Genomic DNA, 15769 nt, shown 5'->3' with positions numbered 1-15769 from the left:
CCTACGCGGCGGCCGCCGTCGACATGCTCACCCGCGGCGACAACCCCGACCAGGTCCGCGAAACCCTCGGGCTGTCCGACGCCGAACTCGCCGAAGCCATCGAGCACGCCAAGATCGCCGAAGCCGTCAAGAGCGCCGGACTGCAAACCTCCGAAGCGGACACGCAGAACAGCACCGACGCCCCGGAGACGGCCGCCGCCACGGACGGCACGGACTTCCCCGCACCCCGCCGACGTGACCGGGATGCACCGCCACACCGCGCTCCGCCGGGTCGCCTACGCCGGACGTGACTGGGCCGAGTACCTCGCCGCCCGCGCCTAGGAGGTCACCAGCAGCAGATCGCAGCGATCATGAGATCGGCTTCGTGAGTCTTCGGGGCAGAGGCGTTGGCACCGGATCGGTGCTCGAGAATATGAAGTGAATGAGCAGGTCAGCGAGGAGCCAGGAGGCCGTCTACCAGGGCCCGGAGCCCGTCCAGGTAGGTGTCCTCGGCGGTCAGCGGTGCCCAGTGGTCCGCGACCTGTGCCAAGCGGGGTAGCTCGCTCGGGTCGAGATCGGCGAAGACTTGCTCCCGGTAGGTGGGACGGTCATCTTCCGTGCGCCGCCGGGCCGCTGTCACGCGGACCACGATCTCTCCGGCGGTGTAGTACCAGATCGCGCGGTAGCCGTGGACTGCCCGCTCGGGGGACAGGCCGCATTCGACCAGGCCATCAACGATCTGCTCGACAAACCACAGAGCGGATGTGGCCATCAGGTCGTCGGCGGTCAGCACCTCCACGATCCACGGGCAGACGGCGAGCGCCCCGTGGATCGTGGCAGCAGCGACGACGATCCGCTCGCGAGGCTGAGCGGGTAGTTCGGGCCGGTGCAGCGTCCGCGTGGCGTAGTCGTTCAGCAGCAGGACGAGCAGTTCGTCCTTGTTGCGGACGTGGTGGTAGAGCGCCATCGGCGTACTGCCGATCTCCGTGGCCAGCCGCCGCATGGTCAGCCGGTCCACGCCCTCCGTGTCCACGATCCGACGGGCCGTTGTGACGACCTCCTCGCGGGAGATGCGGGGAGGTCGGCCGAGGGTTTTGCGCGGTGCGGGCGGTTGCGGCATGCCCTCATCATCCCCCAGGTGTCGACACCGTCGATCCCTGGCGCTATTTTCCTTACATGTATAAAAACTTGCGAGGGCGACCCGGAATGGTGCTGGCAGCCGTGGCCGTCGCCCAGTTCGCCGTCGGCCTGGACTTATCCGTGGTCAACGTCGCCCTGCCCGCGATCCGCACCGCGCTGGGGTTCGCACCGCTCGACCTGTCGTGGGTCGTGCACGTCTACGCGCTCACGCTCGGCGGCTTTCTGCTGTTGGGAGGCCGCGCATGTGACCTCTACGGCCGACGACGGCTGTTCGTGCTCGGCTTGGCCGTCTTCGGGATGTGCTCACTGGCGGGCGGGCTCGCCCAGGCACCGTGGCAACTGATCGCCGCCCGCGCCGGCCAGGGCCTGGGAGCCGCCGCGGCCACGCCGGCCACGCTGGCGATGCTCACCACCACCTTCCCCGAGGGCCCGCAGCGCGTGCGCGCGCTCGGGGTGTGGAGCGGGGTGAACGCCGCAGGCGGAGCGCTGGGCGTGCTGGCGGGTGGGCTGCTGACCCAGTACGCGGGCTGGCGCTGGGTGATGCTGATCAATCTGCCCATCGTCGCGGTGGCTCTCGTGCTGGTCCGCGCAGGCGTGCCCGCCGAAGCACGCCCCGCCCGGCGCGAGAGGCTGGATGTGCTCGGTGCCGTCCTGGCCACCGGTGGAGTCGGACTGCTGGTGACCGGTGTCGTGCGCACCGACGCCCAAGGGTGGGATTCCCCGGCCACATGGACGATGCTCGTCGCCGCAGCCGTGCTCCTGGCCGCCTTCGCCGTCACCGAATCCTGGGCTTCCGCACCGCTGTTGCGCCTGGGCCTGCTGCGCAGCCGCTGGGTCGCCGGCGCCAACGTGCTGGTCTTCTTCTCAACGGCCGGGCAGTTCGCGGCGTTCTACTTCGTGTCCCTGTACCTGCAGCAGGTTCTGGGCATGGGTGCCGCGGCGACCGGTGCCGCGTTCCTGCCCTTCGCTGTAAGTCTGGTCGCGGGCACCCTCGTCGCGACCCGCATCACCGCGGCACACACCCCCCGTGCGTCCCTGGTGCCTGGCGCCCTGCTCGCCGCCGCGGGCCTGGCCTGGTTTGCCTTCATCAGCCCCGACGGCGGATTCCTCACCGACGTGCTCGGCCCCTGCATCATCACCGGCACCGGCGTCGGACTAGTCATCGCCCCGATCGTCGCCGCCGCAACCACCGGCGTCGCCCCCCATGAGGCCGGCATGGCCTCCGGCCTCATGAACAGCTCCCGCCAACTCGGCGGCTGCATCGGCCTGGCCGCCCTGGCCACCATCGCCGCACACCGCACCGGCACGGCAACCGACCCAGCCGCAATCAACGACGGCTACGCCCTGGGCCTTGCCATCGCCGCCGCCCTCTTCGTGATCGCGGCCGTCGTGGCGATCACCGTGCTGCCCCGCCGCCAGGCCGAAACACCCGCCCTGCAACCCGCCACCGCAGAGAACCGACTGGAAGGAACGCCGTCATGACGACAACACCCCTCTCGCCCATCGACCTGTTCGCCTCGGCGCTGCACATCCACCCCGACGGCGATGTCCGAGCCGCCGAACGACAGATGACGAACAGCGACTCCGGCGCCTGGCAGCTCGCGACATTTCACGTGGAGACTGACGCCGACGTTCACGCCGATCACTGGGAGATGCACCCGCAGGCCGAGGAGGCGGTGTGCTGCATGACCGGCGGTGTCCGCCTCTACTTCCGTCCCGCAAGGCCCGACGACACCGAGGACATGGTGCAGTTGCAGCCAGGCACCGCCGTGATCGTCCCCCGTGGCCGCTGGCACCGCCTGGAGCTGGACGCCCCCAGCGACCTGATGTCGATCACCCTTCGCCACGGCACGCGCCTCGAAAAACGTACCGACACTCGCTGACAGTGGGGTGACCCGGCCGAGCCTGCCGCCGGGCCACCCGCGGCAACTGCTCTGGGGAAGGCAGCCGCCGCAGGATGCCTCCTCGTTGATTCGTCCCCTGGGATCGGTCCACCCCTGGTAGAGCCCAGAGCCCCGGGCGTCACATACTCAGTGTCATCAGTCGGGGCGAGAGATATCGGGGAATAGTGCACGGTCGGAATAACCCCCTCCCGCCAGTAGTCCTCCATCTCGAACGCGGCTGCTCCACTCAGCAGGAACACGAGGACGGCACCGTCCGGTACTGCATCACCGGCCGGCACTTCAAGGGCGTCACCGATGAAGACGGCAATACCCTGACCCAAGGCGAGATCCGCCCCGAGCCCTGGACGGTCATCGAACTCGTCGACCGCGCCGTGAGGGTCCTGGAGCGACTCCACGACCAACGCCTTCTGTTCCCCCGGTCGATGACTGTCCGAACCCTCGAGCCCGCACCGGCCGAGATCCGCGCGGAGGGGCTGAACCCCAACCGGTTCATCGGGCGCATCAAGTCGTTCATCGACTGGGCGAACGCGACCGCCACCCGGCTCGGCCGCCCGCACGAGCTGATCCCGGCCGATCCTAACGGACCGATCACACTGCGCCGCCTGCGCTGCACCGTGGCCTGGTTCATCTACCGCCGTCCCGGCGGCCGCATCGCCCTCGGCCTGCAGTACGGACACGTCGGAAGCTCCCTGGCCGAGTCGTACGGCGGGCGCACCAAGGCCGACATGCTGGAGATCCTCGACTTCGAGAAGACCCTGGCCCTTGCCGACGCGCTGGCGGAAGCCAGCGACCGGCTGTCCGCCGGAGAAGGGGTCAGCGGGCCGGCCGCCGACCGCTACATCGCCGCCGCGGACGAGTTCACCGCCCGCTACGCGGGCGGATTCGCCACCAAGGGCCAGATGAAAGCGCTGCGGAACAACCCCGGCTGCAGATCTTCGAGGACCCGCAAGCACTGCTGACCTGCAACCTCGATCCCTACAAGGCGCTGTGCGATCCCGACCTGGCCAAGGGCACGAAGCCGTCCCTGCGCACCCCGAACTGGAACCGCTGCAACCCCGCCTGCGCGAACATCTCCCGCACCGACACCCACATGCAGCGGGCCCACGAGCAGCTTGCCCAGATCGACACCGACTGCGCCGACCCCCACCTGCCCCACCCGATACGGCGCCGGCTCGAGCTCTGCCGCGGGAGTAGAGAGAAGATCATTCAGGCGCATGAGGGCGCAGCAGGATGGACGGTCGGCAGGGACAACAGATGACGACAGCCCAGGACAACGCACCGGCCCACGATGAGCAGGACAGCGGCAGCACGGATCACCAAACGGAGCCGGCCGCCGCAGGCATCGCCGAGACGGTGGGTCGGGTGCTCGCGATGGCCGCCACCGCGGCGAGTCCGTCGCGCCCCGGCGATACCGCCGAGATCGAGGCGATCACCGACGCGATGGTCCGGCTCCTGGTGGGCACTCCTCTGCGCTCCGACGGACAGCTGACCATCAAGTCGCTCGCCGAGGAAGCGGGCCTCAAGCGCAACAAACTCACCCACAAGCACACCGGGCTGAAGGACTTGTTCTACGCCCTGGTGCGGATGCAGGACGCCCGTCCAAAGGTCGTCGACAGCCTGAAGCGGAAGAATGACGAACTGACGCAGAAGCTCACCCGCCTACGCACCGAGCACGACCAACTGGGCACCGACCTCCAGCAGCTGGCGCGGGTCGTACACGTCCTGGAGGTCGAAAACCAGCAGCTGCGCGAGTCGGCCAGCAGCGACGGCGTCGGCCGCGCGAGCCCTCGCGACGGTGCCGGCCGCCACCGCTAAGAGCTGGAGGGGCGTCTGTACGAGCGGCGACAGTGGAGGCTCGGCGGATGGATGTACTGGGTCGGTCTGCCCATGTGGGAGAACGACGGCGTCACGGAAGGCGTGCGGCCGCGCGAGTATCGGGTCTGGCTGACCCCTGATCAGGCCAGGCCCGTTGAAGGGGTCTCGTACGAGGACGTCCCAATCCACACGTCGCCCAGGGAGGAGGAGGCGGCGTCGGACTCGGGGCGGTGGGGCTGGAAGGTCCAGCGGATCCCTCCCCGCGGCGGCCGCCCGGGATCGATCGTGTGCACATCTGGGACTGTGCGGACACTCCGGCCGGGGGCTCTGAACTGGACGTGCACGAGGCGCTGGAGCTGCTGCGGACGACCGCCGGCGCGGTCGCCTGTAAGGACTGTGGGGCATCCGTCGCGCTGGGGCCCTTCCTCGCTCCCACGTGAACCTGAGGGGTGTTTGGCTGACGTTGTAGCGCTGGGCAAGGTCGGACGCAGCGAGAGGTGGCGGAGGTGTTGGAGTGGTCCCCATCGCCGTCACTGGGGAGCCCTGCAGGACTCTCAAGGGAGTGCCCATGCCGGGGGTGCACTTCACCCCCGATCACCTGGCCGCGCACGAGCCACCTCCGGAGGCATGCATTCCGGTTAGCGCAAGGTGTGGATGCCACTAACTGGCATCCACCATGGTGGAATAGGGCCCTGAGCTGCGGTTTCATTAATTGTAACTTAATGGAGCTTGCTCGTTAGGCGCCCTAATCCTCATTGCGTCCGCGATAAAGAATCCGGCCTACGTCGAAGCGAGGCACGGAACGCCTCTGGAGCGCGCCGTGGAGTACCGCTCGTGATGGTATTGTTCCCAATACTTCCTCGGCTGCCGGGTGGACGCCAGCTGGTTTCATCCAGCGAGAGGAGGTAGGTGTGAGCATCGGCACCGGTTCCCAGGACGGGGACAAGGAGTCGGTGTGGGCGAAGCTGCTTCGCCGGTCCGCTGACGCGGCCCGGTTGGCGGGGGCCTTGCTTCAGGCCGTCTGGTACGGCACGAAGATCTGGTGACCTGCGCCTAGATGCAGAGATGGGCCCTACCCTGTCGCGAAGGGCGGGCCCATCTTCAGTCCGACACCGGTGTGGTACCTGCGCCCCGCGTTGTGCTTGGTAGAGCCGCGTGGGGCGCAGTCATGCGGACTGTTGACAACCAACTCAAGGTTGTGCGGTCACGATACCACGTCTGACAATTATTCGGTGGAAGCTCCCGAATTTAGAATCGGTCACTGGTTCCTCCCACTGCAGGAATGTTCCCGCGAACCGAATTCATGCCGAGCACCAAATGTGAACCCTCCTGACGCGCGACGCCAGGTAGCAGATTCAAATTTCCCCACAGCCCGAATCACTTTCACCGCACCGAAAAAAGCGAGGATTTCAGTCCCCGGAGGGATCACATTCGCGGCTCTGAAACCGGTCTCCGGCAACGTCTGCGGCAACGGCCCTGGACGCGTCTCGGATAACGGTCCTGGTCGGCCTAGCGTCGCAACGAGGGCGTCGCGACGGGTCGTCGTGCAACGCGGACAACGGTGACGGCGCGGGTCAACGCCTCGGGGTCCGCGGGTGTTGAGTCGGTCAACTCCGGGGGTTGCCCGCAGATTGACCGCTTCTGTCGACGACGGTGCACGGCGTGTAGACGACGCCCCGTTGGCAGTAGACCGGTTGGCGACGACGCTGGTCAGACTGCTGGAACAGTCGGTCAACTGGGAAGGTTGCCTGCAGGATTCCCTGGGTTGACCGCAATCTTCCGACGAGGAGTGCACAGCGTGTAGACGACGCACGGTCGCCGGTATACAAGCGGTGACGACGCTGGTCAGACCGCTGGAACGGGAGGCACACAACCGGGGGCAAACGCCCGTTGTGTGCCTCCCCGACGCGCGTGTGCCTGGGGCGACGGGCAGGCAGGCCCGTTATCCGGAAGCACCGACGGGTGGGTTCGCCTGTCGGCCGAACGGTGGACGTGGCGTAACCCGAGGCCCTCGTGGTCGTTCAGGGACGTCCCGTCCACTGACCTATTGGTGCTCGTCAGCCATGGGTTTTTGCCCGCCTGCAGGTGACGAAAGACGTGTCCGGTGATTCGTTCCTGGAGGGCTGGCGATACTCACCTGCTGCTCTTTATTGGTGGTCCAAATGTTGCCCCGCGGGGCGGAGTTGCGTTGAGCCTGACGTTCACAGCGACGTTCTCCCAGCTCACAACCAAACACGTCCCGTGAGCTGAGTGGCTGGTCCGGCGTCAGCTGCGCCGGCGGAGGGTTGGCGGCTGGTCGCTCGTGTTGGCGAGCAGCCGACGGACGGTCTCGGGGTGCCAGTGCTGTCCGCGCTGCCGCGCGGAACGCGGTCTGCAGGTGCTCCCGGGCTGGCGACACGGGCGTCCGACTGGTCGAGGACCTCCCCGGCCTCGGCGGCGTACCGCTGCCCGCGGGTGGGCTGGCCGGTGGCCTTCTCGTGGTCGAGGCGCGTGGCGAGTTCCCGGGCCCGGGTCTCCGCCTCGGCGGCGGTGGCCTCGGCGACGGCGGCGAGCCGGTCTCCCTCGGCGATCAGCCGGTTCAGCTCACGCCGGGCCTCATCCTCGCGCTGGTCCTCGCTCTGCGCCTGGCGGTGAGAGAGGGACACCGACTTGGCCCGTCCGGCCTGTGTCATGCGCGCCTGCCTCAGCCTGCGCTCGGACTCGGCGCGGGCCTCCTCGGCCGACAGGTCGCGCTGCCGGGGGAGCGGGGCGGGGCCGGCGGTTCCTGCAGGAGGTCGGAGACCATGCCTCGGCCGGGACTGCCCGAGGAAGCGGGCGAACGCGTCGATGGCCCGCTCCAAGCGCTCCTTCTCGGTGCGGGCCTCGCCGAGCCGGGCCCGGGTCTTGTCGTCCTCGAGGATGGCCAGCGGCAGCCACAGATGGTTCTGGCCCGGGTGATGCCGGGATACGTGGCGAAGGCGTTCGCGCCGTGCCCGTACATCAGCGAGGTGTTGCACGTCAGACCCTGACTCGCGGCGATCGTCATCGCGTAGCCCAGGGACAGCGCGCCGCCGGTGACCTTCTGCGATGTCACCCAGCCGGACTCGTGGCGGTAGCCGCCGGGAGCCTTGGCGTCCTTGACCCGCCAGGTGATCTCGACGCGATGGTTGTCGTCCATCGCCGTGATGACGGCCCGGTAGCCGTTGAGCATGTCCGGGCCCTCGCCGCGGCGGGAGCGGTAGTCGTTCTCCCGTACGCGGACGATGACGCCCACGGCGAGGGTGAGGGTGTCGCCGCCGGGCAGGGCGTAGGTGTGCTCGTCGCCGAGTTCGCCGGCCTCGCGGCGGATCGCCTGCGCACCGAGATTGAGCGCGTCGACGTCGGAGTTGCGGGCGGCGAGCACCATTATGTTGGCGATGAAGTCGTGGCGGTCGGCCCACTCCTGCAGGCGCAGTTCGTCCCACGCCATGAGGATCTGGGAGCGGGCCTCCTCGGCGGTCTCGGCGGGGTGCAGACGCCCGCCCTCGGCGAGCATCCGCAGCGCCAGTTCGTGGTCGCCGGTGCGCCAGACCTCCAGCGCGGCCCGTTCGGCGGCGTCCTCCTAGCGGCGGTTCTCGGTGCGGGTGAGCCCGTGGACCAGGCGGTGGGCCTCGCGGAACCAGCCGCCGGGGCCGATCGCCTGCAGCTGCAGGTGGTCGCCGATGCCCACGACCTTCGTGCCGGTGCGCGCGGCCTCGCCCATCAGCACGGCCGCCGCGCGGTCGTCGACCATCGTCGCCTCGTCCACGACCAGGACGTCGATGCCGCGCAGCCCGTTGCCGTTCTCGATCTCGCCGAGCCAGGCCGCCACGGTCCGGGCGGGGATGCCGGAGGCGTTGGTCAGGTTCTTCGCGGCGACCGCGGCGAGGGTCGCGCCGGCGTACGTGGTGCCGGTGGCGTCCCAGCCGATCCGGCACGCCTCCATCAGCGTCGACTTGCCCGCGCCCGCGACACCGACGATGGCGTCGACGCCGTGCCCGGCGGTCAGCACCCGGGTCACGGCGGCGGACTGTTCCTCGGACAGCTCGAACCCGGCAGCGACCTGAAAGACGTCGATGGCGGCCGCGGCCTGGTCTCTGGTGAGCTGCACGGCGCCGCTGTCGAACCTCTCCAGCGCCTGCGCCCGGACGCTCTCCTCGGCGTCGAGGATGTCCTGGGTGGTGTAGCGGTCGATGGACGACATGACGGTGGAGCCGATGGTGGGCACGCGCGCCTAGCCCTGGACCGCCAGGACGTCGTCACACAGCCGTTCCAGGCTGTCCGGGTCGGCGTCTATGCCGAACTCCAGCGCGTTCGCCACGGCCGCCAGGAGCTGCGCGCGGCTGAATCGTTCGCGGTCAGCCCGGTCCTGGGGTCGAACACGACGGCCGCGATGTCGCCGGGCGGCGGGCGGGACGCGGGGCCCGTCGATTCCGGCGCCGCCGTCCGGGCCGGGCGGACCGGGAGCAGCCGCGGCCACCATCGCGTCGACGTCGCCGACGACCTGCTCGGCGCGCCGGCGCGCCAGCTGTCGCGCATCGTGGTGGCGTCGACGTCGACCTTGTCGCGCTTGGTCTCCATCGAGGCGGCCTGCTTCTCCGTGCGGGAGGCATCGGCGCCGGCCTTCTCGTCCACGATCGCGGCCCGGCGGCTGAAGGCGTCGCGCAGCTCCTCGGGGACGTCGAGCACTTCCCAGGCGCCGGTGCGCTCGTTGCGCTCGCGCCGTACGCCGAAGCGCTCGAAGGTCAGGGCGCGAACGCGGGCCTTGAAGTAGGCGTCGGCGGCCGACGCGTGACGGCGCAGGTCCTGGCCGCTGTTGGCGATGGACCTCCACTCACCGTCCGAGCACAGCGCCATGTTGGCGATCGTGACGTGCAGGTGCAGGTGCATGTGCGGGTCCCGGGCTCCCCGGCCCGGATGGGGTGGGCGCTCTGGTGCTCGACCGACCAGGCGAGCAGACCGCCGGTCGCCAGCCGCACCGGCTCGCCGTGCAGGGCCTGACGGAGGCCGCGATGCCCGCGACGAAACCGGGGTCGGCCTCCAGCCTCCCACATCCACGGGGCACGTTCCTGGCCGGGCTCGAAGCGTTCCAAGTCATCAGGATCGAACTCGTAGACGTTGCGGCTTCGGAGGTGGTCCTCGAACAGACCCTGATGCACCGGCCGTCGCCGCACGGATGTATGGGGTGCCCCGACAGCCGTCGGAGCACCCGTGCGCCGTTCAGGCTGCCGTGCGGCTGCTGTGGGCGTTGTGGTGGGGGTATTGCTGCTTGGCGAGGCTGGTCTTGTGCCAGGTGCGGCAGTTGGCGATGACGGCGTCGTAGCCCACGGTGAGGGTGGTCAGGCCGAGTGCCATAGCAGTGTCGCTGTCCCGCAGGGCAGGATGGCGCTTCAGTGTGATCCCACCCAAGGACGTCTGGGCCCGCTGGTACACCGGCATGAAAACCCTCCGCCGCCCCGTCGGCACCCTCGCCATCCCCGCGATAGCCACCACCGGCGCCCTGCACTTCACCCACACCTTCGACGCAGCCCCGCCCGCCGTGTGGCGGCACTGGCCGCCTGTGCGGTTCACCGCGTGCCGCGTCCTGGCCGAGGAACACCACTGGCGCGCCACCCAGACGGGGGCGGTGCGGGGCTGGAACGTGGCGGTCCTCGGCGCCGGACGCGCTGGGCCGTTGACAAGTGCCGCTGCCGGATACGTGTACTACGACTGGTACTGGACCAGGGCCAACTGCAAGGCTGCAGGCACAGTTCTGAAGAACGCCGGGGAGACGACCAAGTTCTACTGCCAGAACAACGGACTCGTCGTCGATCTGTACATCTGGAAGTAAGACTGGAGAAGACGCCTGCCTTCGCTGCTCATCCGTCGAGCGTCTCACAAGCGCCCGCCACCATGCAGCGCCTGCTCGGCGGCCGGGCCGGACACCAGGCCGCCGAACGCGCCCGCGGCATCGATCCCCGAGCGGTAGTCCCCCGGGCCCTCCCCGCCTCCGCCACGACCCGCTGCACCTTCCCGCGGCACACCCTGGACGGCGCCGATGTCCGCACCGCTCTGCTCACCCTCGTCGTCCAGCTCGGACAGGTCCTGCGGCAGCGGGACCAGGCAGCCCGGGCACTCCGGCTGACGCTGAGGTTCGCCGGCGGCGCCTCGTGGGAGACCGTGCGGCGTCTGGCCGCGCCGTCCACGCACGACGAGGATCTGCGCGTGCTGGCCTACCGGCTGATGGACGCCGCCGGTCTCCAGCGCGGCCGCCTCACCGGACTCGCCCTCAAAGCTGAGGACCTCGTCGACGCCGACCAGGTCGCCGAACAGATCAGCCTGGACGAGCGCGCGAGGCACGTCTGGCCGCCGAAGCCGTCAGCGACCGCATCCGGGCGAAGTACGGGCCCGGCGCGATCGGCCCGGCCGCCGCCTTCCGGCACGTCTCCTGACCGCTGCCCCCGTCTGGAGCGCGAGGACCGTGCTGGCGCTAATGCTGGTGCACCCCCGGGTCCGAGCTGCTGCCCGGGCGCTGGTCCTGGCCCTACGCCCGCGCCGTTCACCAATCACTCACCGACGCGGCATCCCGCAGTGCGGCAGTCAGGAGTCCGGGCGTCTCGAGTCGACTTGCAGGGAGTCCTTTCCTGGACAGCCCGCGAGCCCGGACAGATTGGTCCGGGCTCGCTTCCCTAGGACAAGTAGCTTCTCCAACAGCACCTTCGGTACATCGTGGCATGCGCCGCAGCCAGGTAGCACTGCCGCGCGACGACAGGCCTCGGGCGCCGCCCCCCTGATCTTGCGATAAACGACCAGCTGTCACGCAAGGAATTGACAGCCGATTTCAGGAGATGGCGGCGAGGGCGGGTCAGGGATTTTCGTTTGAGGGGATTTGTGCTTCTTCCTCAGCCTTCGTGCGCTGACGCCATGCGGTTACCGCTTTGCGTAGCACCTTGCCCAAGGCGGCGAGCAAGAGACCGGAAAGAATCTGGATTCCGAGGTCCTGAATGAGGAGATTCCACAGGGGGGGACGGCCAGGGCAAGGTGTGCTCCCAAATGTCGTGCTGCATACGGTCCTTGGCACCAAGGCTTCCTGCCGTGTTTGGGTGTGCGCCAGGGCCGCACANNTGTGCGGCCCTGGCGCACACCTCTGTGTCCAGCGTCTTCTTCAAGATCGAGAACGGGCGGTCCGAAGATCGGTAGCATGCGCCTCCACGCCCCGAAGTCTGACCCGGGAGCGTGGCGAGAAGAGACCTGCAGCAGGGGGACGGATGAGCGCCTTGAGCGCCTACACCAGCGAATTAAAGAAACAGGTCTCGGTTTTATCGCTTAAAGCCTGTCCCGTAACCCTCCTGCCTGGCGTCAGGCTTCGTTGCAGTCCCGCGCGTGGCCTATCCACGCTGTGCGCCAAAAGCCTCACGCCACTCGTCCGCGACGTCGTGGGTTTCATCCAGGGCTGGATCGCGACTTCCACTAGGTGCATAGGCCGGGGATCGATCTGCACGTAGCGGCACGTGGGCGCAGTACCACGCCCGCTTGGCGCCTGCTCGCTCCGCTTCCGTGCCGGTCCGGAGATACTCAAGCAGCGCCGTCATGACCCGACGGCGCCCGAACGCGTAAACCGCCGGCTCGACGAACCAGCGGCAGAAGCTGGGGTCCGGGTCGTAGACAGCTGCGGCCATGAGCGGGGCGAAGAACTCCTCGGGCAGGCTGGCGCTCTCCAGCAGCGGCTTGCGGACAGCATGGGCCAGGTGCCGAGCACGTCGATCTTCCGGCACGTCTGTCCCCGTCTCCAGGTCCAGCAGGCGAGCCACTTCGGCCGCGCAGGACAGGAATGAGCGTGCTGCCGCCTCACGGCGGTCGTCTGCGTCCATGACACGATTCTGGACTGGTCAACTCCTGTGTGACACTGACATGTTGGTTGCTGCAGCGTGATCTACAGCCTGTCGTGAGCTGCTTCTTCCAAAGTGAAACGATCACGTTGTGATTGGTGTGATCACGGCGTCGGTGCCGTCCTGGATAGAGCCCTTCACGGGGCTGACCCCGCGCTGCTTCGCCAAGCTGGTAGCCGAGGTACGACGCGAGCGAGTTGCAGATCAACGGCGCGGACGTCCCTGGAGACTGCCGCTGGAGGACCGAGTCCTGCTGGTCACGGCCTACTGGCGCACGAACTTGACGATACGGCAGCTGGCTCCGCTGTTCGGGATTTCCAAGTCGGCCGCAGACCGGATCATCGACCACCTCGGGCCGTTGTTGGCGCTCCGGCAGCGAAGGCGGTTCCGTAAGGACACTGTGCTCATCGCGGACGGAACCTTGGTGCCGACCCGCGACCGCACGATCGCCGAGCAGTCCAAGAACTATCGCTACTCCACAGCCCACCAGGTCGTCATCGACGCCGACACCCGCCTGGTCGTCGTAGTCGGCCGGCCCTTGCCCGGAAATCGGCACGACTCCCGCGGTTGGGAAGAGTCCGGAGCCAAGGCCGCCGTTGGTACCACCATGACGATCGCCGACGGCGGCTACCAGGGGACCGGCCTGGTCATCCCACACCGACGCGCCAAGGGGAGCGACCTGCCGGCCTGGAAGGAGGAACACAACCGTTCCCACAAGCGGATTCGCGCCCGCGTCGAGCACACCTTCGCCCGAATGAAGAGCTGGAAGATCTTGCGTGACTGCCGCCTCAAGGGCGACGGCGTCCACCTCGCCATGCTCGGCATCGCCCGACTGCACAACCTCGTCCTCACCGGATAGGCAACGACCTTCGTGCGGCAGCCGAGCTCACCCGCACCAACTCGAAGTTCACTTACGGGACAACCTTTAGTCAGGCGGCGTTCGCGGGGCGTGATGATGTGCCCTGGGAACGCACACGCGTGAACCGTTTCCTGTCCGGGAAAGACAACACCATCGCACCCAAAAGCTTCATCGATTGCCTGGCAGACGTCGGCGCCCAGCTGGGAAATCCCATGGAACAGGACAGACGCGACCATCTGCTGTCCCTGCGACGAGCTTCCCTCACTCACTCGGCAGTGCCGTCATTTCTCTTCGACACTCGCGAGCCGGCTGATCGACAACTGACCCCAGAACCGGTCGACAATCGCTGTTCCTGGAGATGAACGAAGCCAACCGGTCATGGAAATTGCCAAGGTGCCGCACGAACTGATCCGCTGGGCCTCCCGGCGCAGCGACCAGATCGCCGCCTGCCTCTCAGAGCTGGAGCACGAGTACGTCACCGCCGTCGACGACGACGGCGAGCCGAAGTTCCTGCCCGTGGTCTCCGAGCGGGCCCGGGCCAGGCTGAACCTGATGGCCGCGAAGATGACGCGCCCGCCGAAGCAGAAGGCCCGGCCCCTCGTGCAGCTGGGCAAGGAGTGGAAGGAGAGCGCGATCCGCACCTCCAAGGCGGCCGTCGACGTCATCAACTCCCTCCTCGAGTACGCCCGTCCCGCGGCTGCGGTGGTCCGGGCCCGGGTCGCCGCCGTGGTCGACGTCGCCCTGGCGGCCGTCGACGTCACCGCGACGGTGTTCGTGATGAACGACGGCGGCCACGTCCACCGCCGGCACCTGCTCGCCGAAGCCCGCCGCCACCTCGCCCTCGTCCTGCGCGGCCGCCACCACGGGCCGGGCCTGGACGAGAAGATCGTGGACGCCGCCATCTCCACGCACTGCCTGGACATCAGCGAGCCGAAGACCGTGCGCGGCCTGGAGTCCGGCTATCGCCTCTAATCCCCTGCACCGCCGCCGACGACCTCGCCGAGGCGGTGGAAGAGGCCTTTCCTCAGCACCCGGATGCTGAAGTGATCTTGAGCTTTTCGGGGCTCGGCATCCAGCTCGGCGCCCGGATACTGGCCGAGATTGGCGACGACCGGAAACGGTTCGCCGACGCCCGCGGCCTGAAGGCGTATGCCGGCGCCTCGCCCATCACCCGGGCCTCGGGCAAGAAGTCCAGCATCACCCGCCGACGGATCAAGAACGACCGCCTCAATCATGCTGGCTACCTCTGGGCCTTCTCCTCGATCACCGCCTCACCCGGCGCCAACGCCCACTACCGGCACCGCCGCGACCATGGAGACTGGCACGCCGCTGCCCAGCGCAACCTCTTCAACCGCATGATCGGCCAGCTCTACCACTGCCTCCAACAAGGTCATCGATATGACGAGGCACTGGCCTTCCCAGCTCCGCCCGACGAGGTGGGCACAGCGGCTGCCTAACCAGAGGCCGCATCTCGTCGGCAGCGGTCAGGAGCATTCCTAGCGGGGCAGGCGGCCCAACACAGCACGAAACCTCTCCTGCCCTGCCGTGACGCTCGCGTCCCACAGGCCTGAGGCGTCACCGCGCAGCGAGAGGCACTGGAGCCGTTGTTCCTCGGCGAGGAAGCCAGCACCTGCCACGTTCTGGTCGAGCATTCCCATCGCGGTGAGCGCCGCGTGGCCGCAGGACACCGCGTCGTCAGCGTTTCCCGAGCCGTGGGCCAGGAGGGCATACCGCAGGCAGAGGGCAGCGAAGAAGGCGTAGGTGTCGGCGACATCGGTGATCCCCTCCTCGTTCGGCTGAAGCTCTGGGAACCGCTCCAGCTGGCGCACGCCCTCGGCGGCGTTGGCGAGCGGCCGGTCGGCATGCCAGAGATCGCGTACGGACTCCGCATAGAAGTCCAGGTCGGCTTCCCGCCCCGGCGCGTCCGCCCGTAGGCCCACGAACAGTGGCGCCATACGTTCGGCGCAGGCGGCGGCATACAGGCGGATCGCCTCGTCACCCCCGTCACGAAGTGCCTTCGTGACGGCCCCTTCCACCAGCGTCTCCATGCCCCACCCTCATCCCGTTCGAACAGATCGACAGGCTACACAGCGGGCTGAGGACCGCCGCTTGACGAGTTAGGCGCCTGAGGTGTCTACACCGCCCGGTGGGCCCTGTCCGACCTCACCGACCGCCGCCGCCCACCAGCCCCCGTCCCCGACCCGGAC

Annotated in this window: 18 protein-coding genes and 2 pseudogenes; 12 read left to right on the top strand and 8 right to left on the bottom strand. The window is 68.4% G+C overall.

Annotation, left to right across the window (positions count from 1 at the left end; all coding sequences use genetic code 11):
- Positions 1–290, top strand: a pseudogene (locus AOK23_RS22645) (hypothetical protein); the annotation flags it as partial.
- A 140-nt stretch (positions 291–430) separates the two neighbouring features.
- Here the strand turns inward: AOK23_RS22645 and AOK23_RS22640 are convergent.
- Positions 431–1099 carry a TetR/AcrR family transcriptional regulator gene (locus AOK23_RS22640; RefSeq protein ID WP_055714512.1) on the bottom strand — a complete coding sequence of 223 codons (669 nt, stop codon included), beginning with the start codon at positions 1097–1099 and terminating at the stop codon, positions 431–433.
- A gap of 86 nt (positions 1100–1185) precedes the next feature.
- On the opposite strand from AOK23_RS22640, the gene AOK23_RS22635 reads away from it, so the two are divergent.
- From AOK23_RS22635 to AOK23_RS51465, 6 genes are all read left to right on the top strand, one after another.
- Positions 1186–2601 (top strand): MFS transporter, encoded by a 1416-nt coding sequence (locus AOK23_RS22635; RefSeq protein ID WP_055714511.1) that lies wholly within the window; start codon positions 1186–1188, stop codon positions 2599–2601.
- A complete protein-coding gene (locus AOK23_RS22630) occupies positions 2598–3002 on the top strand; it encodes a cupin domain-containing protein (protein ID WP_055714510.1) in 405 nt (134 codons plus the stop codon). Before AOK23_RS22635 ends, AOK23_RS22630 begins: the two co-directional genes overlap by 4 nt.
- Before the next feature lie 185 nt (positions 3003–3187).
- Complete coding sequence (locus tag AOK23_RS22625) at positions 3188–3982, top strand: hypothetical protein (RefSeq protein ID WP_055714509.1); 795 nt, start codon at positions 3188–3190, stop codon at positions 3980–3982.
- Between the two features lie 295 nt (positions 3983–4277).
- Positions 4278–4838, top strand: coding sequence for a hypothetical protein (locus AOK23_RS48920; protein ID WP_206336262.1), 561 nt, complete (start codon positions 4278–4280; stop codon positions 4836–4838).
- Between the two features lie 230 nt (positions 4839–5068).
- A complete protein-coding gene (locus AOK23_RS50105) occupies positions 5069–5278 on the top strand; it encodes a DUF6233 domain-containing protein (RefSeq protein WP_338056500.1) in 210 nt (69 codons plus the stop codon).
- A 471-nt stretch (positions 5279–5749) separates the two neighbouring features.
- On the top strand, positions 5750–5884 hold the full coding sequence (locus AOK23_RS51465) for a hypothetical protein (protein ID WP_276205752.1): 135 nt from the start codon (positions 5750–5752) through the stop codon (positions 5882–5884).
- A 1176-nt stretch (positions 5885–7060) separates the two neighbouring features.
- Here AOK23_RS51465 and AOK23_RS22605 read toward each other — a convergent pair.
- The 5 genes from AOK23_RS22605 to AOK23_RS51460 form a co-directional block, all read right to left on the bottom strand.
- On the bottom strand, positions 7061–7510 hold the full coding sequence (locus AOK23_RS22605; protein WP_055714507.1) for a hypothetical protein: 450 nt from the start codon (positions 7508–7510) through the stop codon (positions 7061–7063).
- A gap of 11 nt (positions 7511–7521) precedes the next feature.
- Complete coding sequence (locus AOK23_RS48915) at positions 7522–8352, bottom strand: hypothetical protein (protein ID WP_055714506.1); 831 nt, start codon at positions 8350–8352, stop codon at positions 7522–7524.
- A 66-nt stretch (positions 8353–8418) separates the two neighbouring features.
- A complete protein-coding gene (locus AOK23_RS22595) occupies positions 8419–9063 on the bottom strand; it encodes an AAA family ATPase (RefSeq protein WP_055714505.1) in 645 nt (214 codons plus the stop codon).
- 65 nt (positions 9064–9128) lie between these two features.
- Positions 9129–9725 (bottom strand): relaxase domain-containing protein, encoded by a 597-nt coding sequence (locus tag AOK23_RS22590; RefSeq protein WP_055714504.1) that lies wholly within the window; start codon positions 9723–9725, stop codon positions 9129–9131.
- A gap of 330 nt (positions 9726–10055) precedes the next feature.
- A complete protein-coding gene (locus AOK23_RS51460; RefSeq protein ID WP_276205750.1) occupies positions 10056–10190 on the bottom strand; it encodes a hypothetical protein in 135 nt (44 codons plus the stop codon).
- Between the two features lie 40 nt (positions 10191–10230).
- Here AOK23_RS51460 and AOK23_RS22585 point away from each other — a divergent pair, with 40 nt between their 5' ends.
- Positions 10231–10665 (top strand): hypothetical protein, encoded by a 435-nt coding sequence (locus AOK23_RS22585; protein WP_055714503.1) that lies wholly within the window; start codon positions 10231–10233, stop codon positions 10663–10665.
- A 62-nt stretch (positions 10666–10727) separates the two neighbouring features.
- Positions 10728–11507: a DinB/UmuC family translesion DNA polymerase gene (locus AOK23_RS50100; protein ID WP_338056499.1), complete on the top strand. Its 780-nt coding sequence runs from the start codon at positions 10728–10730 to the stop codon at positions 11505–11507.
- 695 nt (positions 11508–12202) lie between these two features.
- Here the strand turns inward: AOK23_RS50100 and AOK23_RS22575 are convergent.
- Entirely contained in the window at positions 12203–12685 is a 483-nt protein-coding gene (locus AOK23_RS22575) for a hypothetical protein (RefSeq protein ID WP_240496501.1), read from the bottom strand.
- 109 nt (positions 12686–12794) lie between these two features.
- Between AOK23_RS22575 and AOK23_RS22570 the strand changes: the two genes are divergently transcribed.
- The 3 genes and pseudogenes from AOK23_RS22570 to AOK23_RS22560 all read left to right on the top strand — a co-directional run.
- Positions 12795–13562 carry an IS5/IS1182 family transposase gene (locus AOK23_RS22570; RefSeq protein ID WP_055714501.1) on the top strand — a complete coding sequence of 256 codons (768 nt, stop codon included), beginning with the start codon at positions 12795–12797 and terminating at the stop codon, positions 13560–13562.
- 342 nt (positions 13563–13904) lie between these two features.
- Positions 13905–14534, top strand: a complete 630-nt coding sequence (locus tag AOK23_RS22565; RefSeq protein ID WP_276205753.1) for a relaxase domain-containing protein — start codon at positions 13905–13907, stop codon at positions 14532–14534.
- A gap of 5 nt (positions 14535–14539) precedes the next feature.
- Positions 14540–15019, top strand: a pseudogene (locus AOK23_RS22560) (IS110 family transposase); the annotation flags it as partial.
- A 39-nt stretch (positions 15020–15058) separates the two neighbouring features.
- Here the strand turns inward: AOK23_RS22560 and AOK23_RS22555 are convergent.
- Complete coding sequence (locus AOK23_RS22555; protein WP_055714499.1) at positions 15059–15610, bottom strand: hypothetical protein; 552 nt, start codon at positions 15608–15610, stop codon at positions 15059–15061.
- Positions 15611–15769 lie beyond the last annotated feature (159 nt).

Origin of the sequence: Streptomyces torulosus, from assembly GCF_001419765.1 — a bacterium.
Taxonomy (GTDB): Bacteria; Actinomycetota; Actinomycetes; order Streptomycetales; family Streptomycetaceae; genus Streptomyces; species Streptomyces torulosus.
Note: the sequence above shows the minus strand (reverse complement) of the source record. Positions and strands in the feature narration are given on the sequence as shown.